Origin of the sequence: Streptosporangium sp. NPDC049376 (assembly GCF_044466505.1) — a bacterium.
Taxonomy (GTDB): Bacteria; Actinomycetota; Actinomycetes; order Streptosporangiales; family Streptosporangiaceae; genus Streptosporangium.
The window spans coordinates 470,471-487,714 of sequence record NZ_JBITMT010000005.1; the positions used below are offsets into that span (position 1 = coordinate 470,471).

Below are 17,244 nucleotides of genomic sequence, written 5' to 3' on the forward strand. Positions count from 1 at the left end.
ACGGCCCCGCCGGGAGAGGGTCTTGGCCATGAGTGTTGTTCTTGAGGGAATCGGCCTGGTCAAGCGGTTCGGCCCGACCGTGGCGCTGGGCGGGGTCGGCCTCGCCCTGGCCGGAGGGGAGGCGCTGGCCATCATGGGGCCTTCAGGGTCGGGGAAGTCGACCCTGCTGCACTGCCTCGCCGGGATCATGAAGCCGGACGCGGGCGAGGTCAGGCTGCTCGGCGAGCGCATCGACGCGCTGGGGGAGCGCCGCCGCAGTGAGCTGCGCCGTACCCGCTTCGGGTTCGTCTTCCAGTTCGGGCAGCTCCTGCCCGAACTGCCCGCGGAGGAGAACGTCGCGCTGCCGCTGATGCTCGGCGGCGTGTCCAGGGGCGACGCCGTACGGCGGGCCCGCGAGTGGTTCGGCCCGCTCGGCCTGGGCGGCATGGAGGGGCGCAGGCCGGGTGAGCTGTCGGGAGGCCAGGCCCAGCGGGTCGCCATCGCCCGCGCGCTGGTCACCGGGCCCGCGGTGATCTTCGCCGACGAGCCCACCGGCGCCCTCGACCAGGGCACCGGACACGACACGATGAGCCTGCTGGTCGAGGCGACCAAGCACAACGGCGCCTCCCTGGTCGTCGTCACCCACGACCTCCAGGTGGCCCGCTGGTGCGACCGCGTCGTCGAGGTCCGCGACGGGCAGGTCATCCCCGGTTCCACCCAGGCGATCGGGGTCGGGGGATGAACGGGGTCGTCGGACTCGCCTGGCGGCTGCTGCGCGGCGGCGGTCGCAGAGGGCTGCTCGGCTCCGCGCTGACCGTGGTCGCGGTGGCCGTGTCCACCGGGCTGCTGCTGTTCGCCGTGACCGCCAACCTCGCCTTCCAGGGCAGGGCGGACCGGGGGGCGTGGCGCAACCCGGTCGAGGCCCCCCGGGACGCCGTCGCGATCCAGGCCGTGCACCTGGACCACGTGGAGAACCGGCCGATCACCGTCGTCGACGTGGCGGCCCTCGAACCGGGGGCGCCCGCGCCCCCGGGCCTCGACCGCTTCCCCGCGCCCGGCGAGGTGTGGCTCTCCCCGGCGCTGGCCGAGCTGGTGAAGCGGCTGCCCGAGGACCGGCTCGCCGGACGGTTCACGGGGAAGGGCGGCGGCAGGGTCGGCGACGCGGCCCTGGTCCATCCGGACGAGCTGGTCGCCGTCCGGGGGCAGGCCCCCGGCTCCCCGGCCATGACCGCGGGACCCGCCGTCGACGGGCACGACGACATCGCCCCCACGAGGATCTCCGGCTTCACCGGCACCAGGACGGACAACGCGATCGGCTACCAGATCCTGGCGCTGATCGCGAGCGTGCTGATGGTCGTGCCGCTGCTGGTCTTCGGCGGGGCGGCGGCCAGGCTCACCGTGGCCCGCAGGGACCAGCGCCTGGCCGCGCTGCGGCTGGTCGGGGCCACTCCCGGACAGGTCGTCACGATGACCGTCGCCGAGGCGATGATCACGGCGTTCGCCGGGGCGGTGCTCGGCGCCGTGCTCTACTTCCTGATGACCCCGCTGCTCACCAGGATCTCGATCGACGGAGGCCCCTGGTTCGTCGCCGACACCTGGCCGGGGGTGCTCCCCGTGCTCGGGGTGCTGGCCGTGGTGCCGCTGCTCGTCGGCCTGTCCGCCGTCGTCGGCCTGCGCCGGGTCGTGGTCAGCCCGCTCGGCGTCGCCAAGAGGGAGACGCCACCCGCGATGCGCTTCGTCCGGGTCCTGGCGCTGCTGGCCGTCCTGGCCGTGGTGCCCACCCTCGGGATGGGGGCGAGCGTCGGCGTGGTCACGGTCGTCCTGAGCCTGGCCTTCCTGGCGGTCAACCTGGTCGGCCCGTGGGTGGTCGGCCTGCTGGGCAGGATCGTCGCGGCCTCGGCCAGACGTCCCGCGGGGCTCCTCGCCGGTCGCCGCATGATCGACGATCCCCGAGCCGCCTGGCGGACCGTGAGCGGTGTCGCGCTGACCGGGTTCGTGGCCGGGTTCATCGGCCTGCTCACCCCGGGGGCCGGGCTGCTCGGTCACGCCGACGCCGAGAACCTGCGCCTGTCCGTGCCGCCCGCCAAGGCGGCCGAGCTCTCGGCGACGGCCAGGGAACGGCTGTCGGCCGCGGGGGTGCGGGCCACGGTCACCGTCAAGGCAGGCGGCGGCCGCGGTAAAGGGCAGGGCAGGGTGCTGGTCGCGGCCCTCGGCACCTCCGACGTCGCCGTCGCGGACCGGGCGCGCACCGCCCTGGACGGCCTGGTGCCGGGCCGCAGCGCGACCACCGCGGCCGACGACGACCGCTCCGGCTTCCGCGTCCTGGACGACATCCGCACCGGCACGGTCACCGTGCTCGCCGTGTCGTTCCTGGTGGCCGTCGCCAGCGCGGGCATCACCGCGGCCTCCTCGATCCTGGACCGCAGGCAGACCTACGCGCTGCTGCACCTGGCGGGCACCCCGATGAAGGTGCTCGACGCGGCCCGCCGTACCGAGACGCTCCTGCCGCTGGCCGTCATGGGAGGCGGGGCGATCGCGGTCGGCATGTTCTGCGCGCTGCCGTTCGCGCTGTCCACGATGAACGTCTCCGGCCTGGTCACGCTGCTCGTCTGCGTCGGGCTCGGCTTCGCGGGGGTCGCCGCGGCGGGGGCGGCGAGCGCGCCGCTGCTGCGCTCGGTCACGGCCAACCCGGCGCCCAGACCCGACTAGTATTCCTATTCAACTGGTAGGGAAAGTTGTAAATATGCCGACGGGTCGTTACGGTAGGACCCACGGAGACCCCGGCAGGTGAAGGTGCCGCGGCGGGCGCTGACCTTCCCGCCGGGATCTCTCCGAAGACGGGGACGGCGCCTCACGGCCACGGGCGCCGCCCGCGGGACGGAGCCGGCGGCTCGCCTCGTTCGCCGGCTCCGGTTCGGGGCCCTGCGGGAAAAGACCGTTCGGGCCCTCCGGGAAAAGATCAAGGAGCGATTCGATGGCGATCCGTGTCGGGGTGCACGTCGACAATCCCTCGCTGTTCTTCCTGTCCCACCTCGACCACCTGCTCGAAGGCATCGAGATCCACCGCTACTCCGACGCGGGCAGGACCGGGGAACTGCTGGCCGACGGGGTCATCGACCTGGGCGGGACCGGCTCGACGCTCCCGCTCGCCGCCCAGGCGGCGCACCTGCCCGTCGCCTACGTGGCCGCCTCCGCGCCGCGCCACGGCCACGGCGCCCTGCTGGTGGCGAAGAACGGGCCGGTCATGACCGTGACCGACCTGCGGGACCAGCCGGTCTCACTGCGCGTCGGCTCCTGGCAGACCCACTTCCTGGCCAAGGTCCTCGCCGACGCCGGGCTGTCCTACCAGGACATCGAGCCCAGGCCCGCCGCCTCGGAGGCCAGGCTCTGGCTGCGTGACGGGGTGGTGGCCGGCTGGGTCGCCGAGGGCGCCGACCTGGTCGAGGCCGAACGCGCGGGGCACTTCACCAGGCTCTCCGGCACCGCCGGGGTCGTCGCGGACCGCTCGGTCCTGTTCACCCGCAGGAGCCTGGCCGAGTCGGCGCCGCAGGAACTGGCCGCGGTCGTCTCGGCGCTGCGCGAGGCGGACAGGTGGGCGGCGGAGCATCCCGTCGAGGCCGCCAAACTGGTCGTCGAGGCCGTCGGCGGCTCCGTCGACTCCTGGACGACCGCGCTCAGACGGCTCCCCTGGCGGCTCGAACCGGTGAGCGGGACGTTCGTCGCCGAGCAGCAGGACGCCGCCGACGTGCTCTACGACGCCGGGTTCCTGACCGGCCGCGTCGACGCGCGGGCGGCGGTCGTGCCCGCCCTCGACCAGGTCGTGGCCGCGCGGCTTGGGGAGCCCCGGCGGGTCCAGGGCGTCGCGGCCTGACCGCCGGTCTCCGCAGATCTCCGGCTGTGGCGCGCCCGCCGCGGCCGGGCCGTCTCTCCCCCCCCCCCCCGGAAGCAGAGCTCGTTCCGTACCGGTGCCCCTTCGGTGAGGTGTCGGGATTCGGCCTTCTGGGAAGCGTGATGTGTGTGCTCAATGCTGTCCGCAAGCTCATGTGCCTGGTCCTGTTGTCCGGCCTCGGAGCCTCGGGACTCGGTCCCGCGGTGGCGCGGACGGTCGCCCAGCCCAACATCGTGTTCATCCTCGTCGACGACCAGGAGGCGGGGGACCTGCAGAAGTTCCCGAACATCTGGAACGAGCTCGTCCGGGGCGGCACCTCCTTCGAGCACTTCTTCGTCTCCAACTCCTGGTGCTGCCCCTCCCGGTCGTCGATCCTGCGCTCGCAGTACGTGCACAGTCACGGGGTGCTGACCAACACGGCCCCCGAGGGCGGCTTCACCAAGTTCCACGACTCCGATCTGGAACGTTCCACGATCGGCAACTGGATGAAGGCGGCCGGCTACCGCACCGGCCTGATGGGCAAATACCTCAACCACTATCCCGGCGGCGCCGCCGAACCCACCTACGTGCCGCCGGGCTGGGACGAGTGGGACGTGCCGGTGCGCAAGCTCTACAACGAGTACGGCTACACGCTCAACGAGAACGGCACGCTCAGGCCGTACGGCTCCGCGGACGCCGACTACCTGCCCGACGTGCTCTCCCGCAAGGCCAACGCCTTCGTCTCGCAGGCGGGGGAGAGGCCGTTCTTCCTGTACCTCGCCCCCATCGCGCCGCACAACCCGTCCAACTTCGCCGCCAGGCACCGCGACGCCTTCGCCGGGGCGACCGCCCCCCGGACCCCGTCCTTCGACCAGGAGGACGTCAGCGCCGAACCGCACTGGCTGAGTTCGCGCGAGCGGTTCGGCGACAGGACGATCGCGGGCATCGACGAGCGCTACCGCCGCAGGCTCAGGGCCATGCTCGGCGTGGACGACCTCGTCGGCTCCCTGGTCGAGACCCTGCGCGTCGCCGGGAAGCTGGACGACACCTACCTCTTCTTCGCCTCGGACAACGGCTTCCACCTGGGGCAGCACCGGCTGGCCCAGGGCAAGACGACCCCCTTCGACGAGTCGATCAGGGTGCCGCTGGTGGTCAGGGGGCCCGGCGTCAGGGCGGGCGGCTCCGTCGGCGCGATGGCCGCCAACGTCGACCTCGCCCCGACCTTCGCCCAGCTCGGAGGCGCGACACCGGCGCCCTTCGCCGAGGGCCGCTCGCTGCTGCCGCTGCTGCGCGGCCAGACCCCGGCCCCGTGGCGGCAGAACGTCCTGCTTGAGTTCTACCGGCCGACGAACAGCAGCTCGGCCCGCCAGACCCCGGTCCCCGCCTACCAGGGCATGCGTACGGCCCGCTACACCTTCGTGCGCTACTCGACCGGCGAGTACCAGCTCTACGACGACGGCAGGGACCCCTACCAGCTCTACAACCTCGCCGCGCGGGTTCCCCCCTCGGTGATCACGGACTTCAACCGGCAGCTCGACGCCCTGGCCTCATGCTCGGGAGCCACCTGCCGTACGGCCGACTCCGTCGAACCGCCCTCCCTCACTCCCGGTCATTCGTAACGAAAAGTGGGCGGATCGGGCATCATGGCGGTTGATCGCGACCTTTACCGGAAGGAGCGCGCCTTGCGCGTCGCCCTCTTCGTCACCTGTGTGAACGACACGATGTTCCCCGGAACCGGCCGGGCCACGGTGACGCTGCTGCGCCGCCTCGGCTGCGACGTCGTCTTCCCCATGGGGCAGACCTGCTGCGGCCAGATGCACCTCAACACCGGATACCCCGAGGAGGGCGGACGTCTGGCGCGGCACTTCACCGACGTCTTCGCCGGACACGACGCGGTCGTCGTGCCCTCCGGGTCGTGCGCGGCGATGATCCGCGAGCAGTACGCGAGACTCGCCCCCGCCGCCACGGCCTTCGCCGAACGGGTCGCCGAGACGGTGCCGAAGGTCCACGAGCTCTCGGAGTTCCTGGTGGACGTCCTCGGGGTCACCGACGTCGGGGCCTACTTCCCGCACCGGGTGACCTACCACCCGACCTGCCACTCGCTGCGCGGCCTGCGCCTGGGCGACCGTCCGGTACGGCTGCTCGAACAGGTCAGGGGTCTCGAACTGGTCCCGCTGCCCGCCGCGGACGAGTGCTGCGGCTTCGGCGGCACCTTCGCGGTGAAGAACCCCGCCGTCTCCGCCGCCATGTGCGCCGACAAGGCCCGCAACGTCACCGCGACCGGCGCCGAGGTGCTCTGCGCCGCGGACAACTCCTGCCTGATGCACATCGGCGGCACCCTCGGCCGCCAGCGCACCGGCGTCAGGACCATGCACCTGGCCGAGATCCTCGCCTCGACGGAGGCCGCCCGATGAGGCCGGCGACGGGGCCGGTGACCTTCCTCGGCATGCCGGCCTTCCCGGCGAACGCGGCGGCGGCCGTAGGGAACTCCCAGCTCAGGTTCAACCTGCGCAAGGCCACCCACACGATCCGCGAGAAGCGGGCCTCCGTGGTCGACGAGCTTCCCGACTGGGCGCGGCTCAGGCAGGCGGGCAAGCAGATCAAGGACCACACGCTGCGGAACCTGGAGCGCTACCTCCTCCAGCTTGAGGAGGCGGTCACCGCGGCCGGCGGCCACGTCCACTGGGCGGCCGACGCGCGGGAGGCCAACCGCATCGTCACCCGGCTCGTCAAGGAGACCGGGGAGAGCGACGTGGTGAAGGTCAAGTCGATGGCCACCCAGGAGATCGGGCTCAACGAGGCCCTCGCCGAGGCCGGGATCACCGCATACGAGACCGACCTGGCCGAACTGATCGTGCAACTCGGCGACGACCTGCCCTCGCACATCCTGGTGCCCGCGATCCACCGCAGCCGCGCGGAGATCCGCGAGATCTTCCTGGAGAGGATGGCCGCCTGGGGACGCCCCGCCCCCGAGGAGCTCACCGACGACCCGCGTGCCCTGGCCGAGGCCGCCCGCCGCCACCTGCGCGAGCGCTTCCTGTCCACCAAGGTCGCGATCTCGGGCGCCAATTTCATGATCGCCGAGACCGGGACACTCGTCGTGCTCGAATCCGAGGGCAACGGCCGGATGTGCCTGACCCTTCCGGAGAGGCTGATCAGTGTGGTCGGCATCGAGAAGCTGCTGCCGACCTGGCGGGACCTTGAGGTCTTCATGCAGCTGCTGCCCAGGAGCTCGACCGGCGAGCGGATGAACCCCTACACCTCGACCTGGACGGGCGCGACCGAGGGCCAGGAGTTCCACCTGGTCCTGCTCGACAACGGCCGCACCCGGGTCCTGGCCGACGAGGTCGGCAGGCAGGCGCTGCGCTGCATCCGCTGCTCGGCCTGCCTGAACGTCTGCCCCGTCTACGAACGCGCGGGCGGGCACGCCTACGGCTCCGTCTACCCGGGTCCCATCGGGGCGATCCTCACCCCGCAGCTTCGCGGCATGTCCTCACCCCTGGACGCCTCGCTGCCCTACGCCTCGACGCTCTGCGGCGCCTGTTTCGACGTCTGCCCGGTCGCGATCGACATCCCCGAGGTCCTGGTCAGCCTGCGTGGCAGGGCCCCGCACCCGCGCGCGGAACGGTTCGGCATGCGCGCGGCCGGCTGGGTCCTCGACCGCCCGGAACGGATGGCACGCGCCGAGCGCATGGCCGGACGGCTGCGCCGTTTCGTCCCCCGGCGCATGCCCGGCCCGCTGTCGGCGTGGACCGACACCCGAGACCTGCCCGAGATCCCCGCCGAGTCCTTCCGCGACTGGTGGCTGCGCACCGACGGAGGAAGCCGGTGAACGACAGGGAACTGATCCTGGCCAGAATCCGCGCGGCCGTCACCCCGGGAGGCCCCGGGGACCCCGTGGAGCCCGGGGAGATCGTCCGTGACTACCTGACCTCCGCCGGGCCACATGACGAGGCCGGGCTGATCGAGCTGCTGGCCGAACGCGTCGCCGACTACCGGGCCGTCGTGCACGTGACCGGCGAGGACGAGGTGGCCGCGACGATCGCCTCCGCGCTGGCCGTACAGGGTCTGACGAGGCCGGTCGTCCCGGGTGGACTGCCCGCGCAATGGGTACCCGAGGGGGCCGTCCAGGACGATCCGGAGCTGTCGGTCGAGGAACTCGAAGCCGCCGGAGGCGTGGTCACCGGCTGCGCCGTGGCGATCGCCGAGACCGGGACGATCGTGCTGGACGCCGGACCGGGTCAGGGCAGGCGGGCGCTTACCCTGCTGCCCGACTACCACCTGTGCGTGGTGCGGGCCGGGCAGATCGTCGCGGGGGTGCCGCAGGCGCTGGCCGTACTCGACCCCTCCCGCCCGCTGACCTGGATCAGCGGGCCCTCCGCGACCAGCGACATCGAGCTGAACCGCGTCGAGGGCGTGCACGGACCGCGCACCCTTGAGGTGGTGATCGTCCGCTGATCGCGGGGTTGCGCGGAGGCGGTCCCGTGAGATGGGCTTGGCGGCGTCCACCGCCCGACTGGGAGGGCGATTGACCGCCTTCGCACCCGGTCTGTCCGTCACGACGCGACGGCTCCTGCTGCGCCCCTTCGACCCCTCGGACGCGCGCCGGATTCGCGTCGTGATCGAGACACGCGCCCCCTTCCTGCCGCCGGGCGCGCCGGGCCGTCCCTCGGGCGTGGCCGCCTGGCTGGCCAGGGGCGCGCACGAGCTGCGCCGCTCCGGCCAGGGCGCGCACCTGGCGATCGAGGCCGACGGGCTCATCGTGGGGGCGATCAGCCTGTTCGGGACCCGGTGGGAGGCGGGGACGACGGAGATCGGCTACGGCGTGCACCCCCTGCACCGGGGACGCGGCTACGCCCCGGAGGCCGTACTGGGCCTGGCCCGCTGGACGTTCGAGAACACCTCCCTGCGCCGGATCGAGCTGCGTGCCGACGCCGACAACCACGCCTCCCTGCGGGTGGCGGAGAAGGCCGGGTTCGTCAGGGAGGGGACGCTGCGCGCCGCCGCGATGCGGCCGGACGGCCCACGTGACGTCGTGGTGTTCGGCCTGCTCGGAAGCGACCTCTGCCGAGGGGAGAACGGCCCCGGAGACGGGTCGGGCGGGACGGGGGAGACCGTTCGGTGGAGGTGAGAAAGATGGGGTCATATCCGATGCGTTTTATGGTTTCGTTACCTGTCCATGTCGAGCCGTTATCGGATATCCTCGCCAGTCGCTGCCGCGTATTCCCAGGTCAAGGTCATTGGAGTCCTGTTTCTATGAAGCCGCCGCTGCTGCTCATCGGGCAGGGCTCGCACGAGGACAACGAATCCGTCGAGTTCGGCAGGTTCGTCCATCGCCTCCGCTGCAGGCTCGACCGCAGCGCCGCCGAGGTCTCCGGCGGATACCTCACCAGGGCCAGGCCGCGACTGCGTGACTCGGTCGCCTCACTGGTCGCCCGCGGCCACCACCGCATGGTCGCGCTGCCGCTGAGCCTCACCGGCGACCTGCGCGCCGACGCCGAAACCCTCGCGGCGATGACCAGGGAGCAGGAGCGCCACCCCACGCTCACCTGCGACTACGGACGGCCCCTCGGCTCGGACCCCCGGATCCTGGCGCTGCTCGCCGAGCGCCTGGCGGACGCCGCCGCCGAGGTCGCCAGCCTCCGTCTCGTCCCCGCCGCCGCGGCCCCGCTCGACGACGAGCCCGAGCGCATCGAGATCGGCGAGACCGCCGTCGTGCTGGTCGGTGACGGCTCGACCAGTCCCGCGACGAACGCGGACGTGCACCGCGTCTCCCGGCTGTTCTGGGAGACCCACGCCCACGAGTACATGACCGTGGAGACCGCCTTCACCTCGCTCACCCCGCCCGGCGTGCCCGGCGGTATCGAGCGCTGCCGCCGCCTCGGCGCCCGGCGGGTGATCGTCGTTCCCTACCTGCTGTTCGCCGGGGGCGTCCTGGACCGCATCTGGGCCCAGGCCATGGCCTACGCCGCGGGCCATCCCGACCTGGACGTCCGCTGCGCCGACGTCATCGGCGACTGTGAGGGACTGGCCGACGTGGTCGTCGAGCGCTACGAGGAGGCGCTCAGCGGCATCACCTGGTGAACCGCTCCCCGGATGACCGTTCCTTGACCTCTGGCGGGACACTTGGGGACATGACCATCCTTGAGCAGACCCTGGCCGCGATCCGGCCCGCCGACCCGGACGCCCTCGCCGAGGCGAGGGCACACCAAGACAGGCTGACCAAGCCGAGGGGCGCCCTGGGCGTGCTCGAAGAGGTGGCCGTACGGCTCGCGGGCGCGGCGGCGGTGAACCCGCCCCCGCTGCCGGCCCCGGCGGCCCTGGCGATCTTCGCCGCAGACCACGGCGTCCACGCCCAGGGCGTGTCCCCGTGGCCGCAGGAGGTCACGGTCCAGATGGTCGGCAACTTCCTGGCGGGCGGCGCCGTGGCCAACGCCTTCGCGGCCCAGGTGGGCGCCTCGGTGACGGTGGTCGACGTGGGGGTCGCGGCCGAACTCGCCCCGGCCCCCGGCCTGACGCACGGCAAGGTCGCCCACGGCACCGCCGACATGTCCCTCGGCCCGGCGATGACCGTCGAGCAGGCGGTCGCGGCGCTGGAGACCGGGATCACGGTGGCCCGTGACCTCGTCGCCCAGGGGGCGCGCTGCCTGGTCACCGGGGACATGGGCATCGCCAACACCACCGCCTCCGCCGCCCTGATCTGCGCCTTCACCGGCCGTGACCCGGCGGAGGTGACCGGCAGGGGAACCGGCGTGGACGACGAGACGCTGGCCCGCAAGGTCGAGGTCGTACGGCGCGCCCTGCGGGTGAACGGCCTGGACGGTTCGACCCTGTCCGCGCTGGAGACGCTGGCCGCGGTCGGCGGCCTCGAACACGCCGCGATCGCGGGGTTCCTCCTCGGCGGGGCGGCCCTGCGGGTGCCGGTGATCCTCGACGGTGTGATCGCCGGATCGGCGGCGCTGGCCGCGGCCGGGCTCGCCTCGGACGTGGTCGACCACTGTGTGGCCGGGCACCGTTCCGCCGAGCCGGGTCACGCCGTGGCGCTCGCCCATCTCGGCCTGCGCCCTCTGGTCGAGCTGGAGCTCCGGCTCGGTGAGGGGACCGGAGGGCTGCTCGCCCACCCGCTGGTCTGCGCGGCCGTCCGGGTGATGCACGAGGTGGCCACCTTCGACTCCGCCGGGGTCACCGACAAGGAGGCCTGATCGTGGGGCTTCCGGGAACCCTGTGACGGACCGGGTGCTCCGTTACCTGGAGAACGCCGAACGTTACCCGGGGAGCAGCGAACAACGAGGCATTAACCGGTAGGTTTACCTCCTAACACTTCCTGCACAATTCATTGCGAACGGGAGATCTGTCACCATGTCGCCCTACCTGCTCGGTTTGCACCTCTCCGGGCGGCGGGTGCTCGTCGTCGGCGGGGGGCGTGTCGCCCAGCGACGTGTCCCGGCGCTGCTTGAGGCAGGTGCCCAGGTCACCATCGTCTCGACGAGCGTCACGCACGCTCTCGACGACCTCATCGCCTCCGGCCAGGTGGCCTGGGAGGCCAGGCCGTACCGGGTGGGCGACGTGGACGGGGCCTGGCTGGTCCAGGCCTGCACCGACGACCGCGCGGTCAACACCGCGGTCGCCGCGGAGGCCGAGGCCAAGCGTGTCTGGTGCGTCCGCGCCGACGACAAGGACGCCTCGGCCGCCTGGACCCCGGCGAGCGGGCGGGTGGCCGAGGTCAACGTGGCGATCACCGCGGGAGGAGACCCCCGCAGGGCGGCCGGCATCAGGGACGCCGTCGTCGAGGCGCTTCGCGACGGCACGGTCGACGCCCGGCGCAATCGGACGAAGCCGGTCGGGGTCGCGCTGGTCGGCGGCGGACCGGGGGACCCCGGCCTGATCACGGTCCGCGGGCGGCAGCTGCTGGCCCAGGCGGACGTGGTCGTCGCCGACAGGCTCGCGCCACGGGCCCTGCTCGACGAACTCTCCCCCGACGTCGAGCTGATCGACGCGGCGAAGATCCCCTACGGCCGTTTCCTGGCCCAGGAGAAGATCAACGAGCTGCTGGTCGAGCACGCCAAGCAGGGCAGGTTCGTGGTCAGGCTCAAGGGAGGCGACCCGTTCGTCTTCGGCCGTGGCGGCGAGGAGATGCTCGCCTGCGCCCGCGAGGGCATCCCCGTCATCGTCGTTCCCGGCATCACCAGCCCGGTCGCGGTGCCCGCGGCGGCCAACGTGCCGGTGACCCATCGCGGCGTCAGCCAGGAGTTCCATGTGATCTCCGTGCACGTCCCGCCGGGTGACGCCCGCTCGACCGTCGACTGGCCCAACCTGGCGAGATCCTCGGGGACCCTGGTGCTCATGATGGCGGTCGAACGCATCGGAGCGATCGCCGAGACGCTCGTGCAAGAAGGACGTTCGCCGGAAACTCCCGTAATGGTGGTACAGGACGGTACTCTTCCCACCCAGCGCGCTCTTCAGGCCACTCTGGCCACAGTGGCCGAGCGTGTGGCCGAGGCTGGGATACGGCCACCCGCGATCGTGATCGTTGGCGATGTCGTGAAGGTCGGCCAGGAGGTCGAGATGGTTCGAGCGGAGCGGATACCGTGAAATCGGCTGCCAACAGGCCCACGCCTCAGGGCGAGCGTGACCGCCGCGGCGCCGAGGCTCCCCAGGGTTCCTCAGACGATGTCGCCGGAGACGAGGAGTCTCCCGGCGAGCGGACGATGACGTTCCCGGCCATCAGGCCCGACGAGCCTCCGCAGGCCCCCGGTGACGCCTTCGAGGACTTCCGGCGTACGGCGCAGGCCGCCATCTCGTCGGTGAACAAGGTGGTCGAGGCCGTCCAGGCGAAGGGCGACGCGCCCGCCGCCAAGGCACCCAAGGGCGCTCAGGGTTCCGGCGCCACGGGCACCCCGGCGCCGAAGAATCCCGCGCCACCGAAGAGCCCCACGCCCAGAAGCCAGCCCTCCCCGGGGCAGCCCTCCTCGGGCCGGACCGCCCCCCTCAGGCGCCCGGCGCCCCCGGTCCCTCCGGTTCCTGAGGCCCCCGCCGCACCCGCCGCTCCTGGTGGAGACGGTGGAGCGGGGTCCATCTTCCGCTCGGGAAGCGGTCGCGGCCGGGGCAACTTCCAGGCCAGGAGAGGCACCACCTCACCCGCGCGGGACGGGCTCGCCGCACCGCAGACGGGCGCCCCGGGCCCCGGTACGGCACGGCCGGCGGGTGAGGCCCCCCAGGATCCCGCGGCGAGGAGCGGCGCCCCCCAGAGCGACACGGCCCAGGGCGGCACGTTCCAGGACGGTGCTTCCCAGAGCAGGACTTCCCAGGACGGCGCTTCTCGGAGCGGTGCCTCCCAGGGTGGCGTTTCCCGGAGCAGCGTTTCCCAGAGCGGCGCGACGATGCCGGTCGACGACGCCTTCGAGGCCTTCCGGCGCGCCGCCGAGGCCGCCATCTCCTCGGTGAACAAGGTGGTCGCCAAGGCCACGGCCGCGACGGCGGACTCCTCGGCGCCCGTCGGGGCGGACTCCCGATCAGCGAGCGAGCCCCCCGCCGCCGAAGCCCCCGTGGCCGAGCCCGCCACCATCGAACCCCCCGTCGTCGAGACCTCCGAGGAGACCTCCGGGGGTCCGGCCGAGGACTCTCCCGAGGAGGGCGCCGAGGCCACCTCCGGAGAAACGGCCGAGAACGCGCCCGAAGAGGCCCCGGAGAACACCCCCGAGGGCCATGACCGGGACGAGGAGACCTCCACCGCCGAGGACATCCCCGAGGAGGCCGCCGACGGCGAGAGCCGTACCGGTGAGGAGAACGATCCCGAGGACGACGAGGCGGCCGCGCTGATCGCGGCCGAGCGCGCGAAGCTCCTCGTCATCGAGGAGGAGGTCGGGGAAGAGGCCGGGGAGGAGACCGAAGCCCGGGGCGACGAACCGGAGGAGCCCGACGAAATCCCCGAGAGCGGACACGAGGACGGGGACGACCGGGTCCGGGAACTTCCGTTGCCGGAGGCCGTCTCCGAGGCCCTGACCAACGCGCTCGCCGCCCTGCGCAACACCGTCACCGACCTGCACTTCGGCCTGGAACTCCCCGGCGCGGAGGAGGCCAGGCGGGCCCAGAGCGAGATCCTGGCCCAGCTCGACGACTACGTGATCCCCAGGGTGCACATGAGCACCGCCCCGGCGCTCGTCGTCATCGCGGGCTCGACCGGGGCGGGCAAGTCCACGCTGCTCAACACCCTGGCCAACGCCAAGGTCAGCGCGACGGGCGTCCGGCGTCCGACCACCGGGACCCCCGTCCTCGCCTGCCACCCGGACGACCGCGAGTGGTTCGCGGGCAGCGACCTGCTCGGCAGTCTGCGGCGGCTCGACGCCCCCGAGGCCACGGCGGAACCGGGCGGCCTCGTCCTCGTCTCGACCGAACGCCTCCCCACGGGCGTCGCCCTGCTCGACACGCCCGACATCGACTCGGTCGTCGAGGAACACCACGAGATCGCCCACCGCATGCTCGACGCGGCCGACCTGTGGATCTTCGTGACCACCGCCGCCCGTTACGCCGACGCCCCCGCGTGGCGGCTGCTGCGCCTGGCCAAGGAGCGTGGTGCCAGGCTGGCCATCGTGCTGTCCCGGGTGCCGGTCAAGTCCCGCGAGGTGGTCACCAAGCACTTCGTCAGGATGCTCACCGAATACGGCCTCGGCGAGGTCGAGCGGTTCGTCGTCGACGAGAGCAGGGTCACCGACGGAATGCTGCCCGACCACGAGGTCACCGACCTGCGGCTGTGGCTGACCGAGCTGTCCGTCGACGACCAGCGCCGGGCCCAGGCCATCAGGACGACCCTGTCGGGGGCGCTCGACAGCTTCCGCATCCGCATCCCCGCGCTGGCCAGGCAACTTGAGGCCCAGGTCGCTTTCAGGAACGAACTGCGCGGCGACGTGGAGGCCGCCTACTCCGGCGCGCTGGCCGAGATCGAGGAGACCACCGGGAACGGCACGCTGCTGCGCGGTGAGGTGCTCGCCCGCTGGCAGGACTTCGCCGGGTCCGGAGACCTCATGCGGACCCTGCACCTGCGCAGGCCCGGCAGGTTCGCGGGCAAGGCGAGCCAGCAGGCGCCCGAACGGCTCAGCGCGCTGAAGTCCGCGCTCAGGGCCGGCCTTGAGTCCGTCGTCGTCTCGGCGGCGCAGCGGGCCGCGGAGGAGGCGGTCACTCGCTGGCTGAGTCGTTCGGGGGCCGGGGAGTCGCTGGCCGCGACCGCCGGACTCGGCGACGTCTCCGACGACTTCTCCCGCAGGGCGGGCAAGGCCGTGAGCGGCTGGCAGGACCACATCATCGAGCTGATCCGCACCGAGGGGGTGACCAAGCGGGCGGTGGCCAAGCTCGTCTCCTTCGACGTCGAGTCGTTGGCGGTGATCTTCGTGATCGGTCTGCTCGGGTACGGCTCCGCGGAGGCGGAAGGCGCGGGCACCGGCGGGCTGCCGCAGCGGCTGGTGCACGCCCTCCTGGGAGCCGAGTCACTGCGGACCATCGGGGCCAAGGCCCGTAGCGACCTGCGCGCCCGGATCGCCACGCTGTTCGACGACGAGACCTCACGCTACTTCCAGGTCCTCGACGGCGCGGGCGTTCCCGACGAGTCCATCGCCACCCGCCTCTACCAGGCAACGTACAACCTTGAGGTCGCCCGATGAGTGTTGGCACCACCCAGACGCGTCAGGGGCTCGGCGGCCGTCTCGCCGCGCTGTCCCGGATCGTGGAACTGGGGCCGGGCAGGGTCGATCCCAAGCTCCTCACCGACTCGGGGCAGTTGCTCCTGCGCGCCGGTGACAGGCTCAAGCTGTCCTCGGAGCACACGGTGGTCGCGCTCGCCGGAGGAACGGGAAGCGGCAAGTCCACGCTGTTCAACGCCGTCTCGGGCCTGGAGCTCTCCCCGACCGGTGTCCGCCGCCCGACCACGGCCCGTGCCCACGCCTGCGTCTGGGGCCTGGACGGCGCGGGACCGCTGCTGGACTGGCTGCAGATCCAGTGGCGTCACCGATTCGCCAGGGCCAGTGCCCTGGACAAGGGGGAGGGCAGGCTGCACGGCCTGATCCTGCTCGACCTCCCCGACCACGACTCCATCCGCGCGCTCACCGACACCGAGGCCGACCGGCTGATCCAGGTCGCCGACCTCGTCGTCTGGGTGCTCGACCCGCAGAAGTACGCCGACGCCTCGACCCACAGGCGCTACGTGACCGAACTGGCGGGCCACGACGCGGTGACGGTCTTCGTGCTCAACCAGATCGACCGGCTCTCCGCCGAGGAACTGGCCGAGTGCGTCGCCGACCTGAACGACCTGCTGCGCCGCGAGGGAGTCGACGCCCCCGTCATCGTCCCCACCTCCGCGACCAGGGGGGAGGGGGTCGACGAGCTCAAGGCCGTCCTCGCCGAGACGGTGACCAGGCGCGGGGCCGCGGTCCAGCGACTGGAGGCCGACCTCGACCGGATCACGCTCCGCCTGCTGAAGGCCATGCCCGCCGAGGGTGTCCCCGTGCCCGCCTCCTCCGTGGACGACGCCCGCAGGATCGGCCTCACCGACTCCCTCTGCGACGCGGTCGGCGTGCCGGCCGTCGGCGAGGCCATGGAGAACGTGTACGGCGTGCGCTCGGCGGAGTGGGTCGGCTGGCCGTACACCCGCTGGGCGGCCAGGCTCAGGCCCGACCCGCTGAACAGCCTGCGCCTGAACGACCTCAAGGACGAGATCAGGGGAGAGGCGGCCGGGGCGGTCAGCGCGCAGGCCGCCGAGGTCGACAACGCGGTGCGCGCCCTGTCCGACGGGCTCACCGCGGGGATGCACGAGGCCTGGCAGAGCGGCGTCAGGGAGGCCGCGCGCTCGCACTCGGCCGAGCTGCCGCGGCTGCTGTCCGCGGAGCTGTCCGAGATCGCGCCCCGCCTCGACCGGGTTCCCGTCTGGTGGCGGCTGCTGCTGGTCTGGCAGTACTTCCTGGTCCTGCTCTTCCTCGCCGGGATCGCCTGGTTGGGTACGGCCCTGGCCTACGGCGTGTTCGAGGCGGGCACGCTTCCGCCGGGCCTTGAGGTGTTCGGCGAGACGGCCTCCATGCCCTGGGTGGGGCTGATGATCGTCTCCGTCCTCGGGCTCGGCCTGCTCACCGCCGTGGCCAGCCGTAACTTCGTCATGCTCGGGGCGGGCAACGAACGTGACAGGCTGGAGCGGGAGATGCGACGCAGGGTCGGGGCGGTGGCCTCGACCACGGTGATCGAACCGGTCGAGCGGGAGCTGGCCAGATACAACGAGTTCTACTCCGCGCTGCGGGGCGTGCGGGGCTGACCCATCAGGTCGGCGGTGCCGTTCCTTGGTAAGGAGCACCCTTCGGAGCGCGGGTCTGCCGGGCCGGGCCGGGCCGGGTGACCCGCGGCACGAGGCCGCCCATCGG

Annotated in this window: 13 protein-coding genes; all 13 read left to right on the forward strand. The window is 72.4% G+C overall.

Features of this window, described 5'->3' with window-relative positions; translation table 11 throughout:
• Positions 1 to 28: 28 nt before the first annotated feature.
• The 13 genes from ACIBVQ_RS17680 to ACIBVQ_RS17740 all read left to right on the forward strand — a co-directional run bounded on the left by ACIBVQ_RS17680 (position 29) and on the right by ACIBVQ_RS17740 (position 17,138).
• Positions 29 to 721, forward strand: coding sequence for an ABC transporter ATP-binding protein (locus tag ACIBVQ_RS17680; protein ID WP_352010661.1), 693 nt, complete (start codon positions 29 to 31; stop codon positions 719 to 721).
• Positions 718 to 2,688, forward strand: coding sequence for an FtsX-like permease family protein (locus ACIBVQ_RS17685; RefSeq protein ID WP_399178533.1), 1,971 nt, complete (start codon positions 718 to 720; stop codon positions 2,686 to 2,688). Before ACIBVQ_RS17680 ends, ACIBVQ_RS17685 begins: the two co-directional genes overlap by 4 nt.
• Positions 2,689 to 2,953: 265 nt before the next feature.
• A complete protein-coding gene (locus ACIBVQ_RS17690; RefSeq protein ID WP_352010663.1) occupies positions 2,954 to 3,850 on the forward strand; it encodes an ABC transporter substrate-binding protein in 897 nt (298 codons plus the stop codon).
• A gap of 140 nt (positions 3,851 to 3,990) precedes the next feature.
• The gene (locus ACIBVQ_RS17695; RefSeq protein WP_399178535.1) at positions 3,991 to 5,466 is read left to right on the forward strand and encodes a sulfatase; all 1,476 of its coding nucleotides are present in this window, start codon (positions 3,991 to 3,993) and stop codon (positions 5,464 to 5,466) included.
• A 63-nt stretch (positions 5,467 to 5,529) separates the two neighbouring features.
• Positions 5,530 to 6,261 (forward strand): (Fe-S)-binding protein, encoded by a 732-nt coding sequence (locus ACIBVQ_RS17700; protein WP_352010665.1) that lies wholly within the window; start codon positions 5,530 to 5,532, stop codon positions 6,259 to 6,261.
• A complete protein-coding gene (locus ACIBVQ_RS17705; protein WP_399178537.1) occupies positions 6,258 to 7,679 on the forward strand; it encodes a lactate utilization protein B in 1,422 nt (473 codons plus the stop codon). Before ACIBVQ_RS17700 ends, ACIBVQ_RS17705 begins: the two co-directional genes overlap by 4 nt.
• Positions 7,676 to 8,305, forward strand: coding sequence for a lactate utilization protein C (locus tag ACIBVQ_RS17710; RefSeq protein WP_399178539.1), 630 nt, complete (start codon positions 7,676 to 7,678; stop codon positions 8,303 to 8,305). Before ACIBVQ_RS17705 ends, ACIBVQ_RS17710 begins: the two co-directional genes overlap by 4 nt.
• 70 nt (positions 8,306 to 8,375) lie before the next feature.
• Positions 8,376 to 8,978 carry a GNAT family N-acetyltransferase gene (locus tag ACIBVQ_RS17715; protein ID WP_399178541.1) on the forward strand — a complete coding sequence of 201 codons (603 nt, stop codon included), beginning with the start codon at positions 8,376 to 8,378 and terminating at the stop codon, positions 8,976 to 8,978.
• 125 nt (positions 8,979 to 9,103) lie between these two features.
• Positions 9,104 to 9,931, forward strand: coding sequence for a sirohydrochlorin chelatase (locus ACIBVQ_RS17720; RefSeq protein ID WP_352010668.1), 828 nt, complete (start codon positions 9,104 to 9,106; stop codon positions 9,929 to 9,931).
• A 50-nt stretch (positions 9,932 to 9,981) separates the two neighbouring features.
• A complete protein-coding gene (cobT, locus tag ACIBVQ_RS17725; RefSeq protein WP_399178544.1) occupies positions 9,982 to 11,049 on the forward strand; it encodes a nicotinate-nucleotide--dimethylbenzimidazole phosphoribosyltransferase in 1,068 nt (355 codons plus the stop codon).
• Positions 11,050 to 11,206: 157 nt separating this feature from the next.
• Complete coding sequence (cobA, locus tag ACIBVQ_RS17730; protein WP_399178546.1) at positions 11,207 to 12,439, forward strand: uroporphyrinogen-III C-methyltransferase; 1,233 nt, start codon at positions 11,207 to 11,209, stop codon at positions 12,437 to 12,439.
• On the forward strand, positions 12,436 to 15,501 hold the full coding sequence (locus ACIBVQ_RS17735; RefSeq protein WP_399178548.1) for a GTPase: 3,066 nt from the start codon (positions 12,436 to 12,438) through the stop codon (positions 15,499 to 15,501). The genes cobA and ACIBVQ_RS17735 overlap by 4 nt, the downstream gene beginning before the upstream one ends.
• Complete coding sequence (locus ACIBVQ_RS17740; RefSeq protein WP_352010672.1) at positions 15,498 to 17,138, forward strand: YfjP family GTPase; 1,641 nt, start codon at positions 15,498 to 15,500, stop codon at positions 17,136 to 17,138. Before ACIBVQ_RS17735 ends, ACIBVQ_RS17740 begins: the two co-directional genes overlap by 4 nt.
• Positions 17,139 to 17,244: the final 106 nt, after the last annotated feature.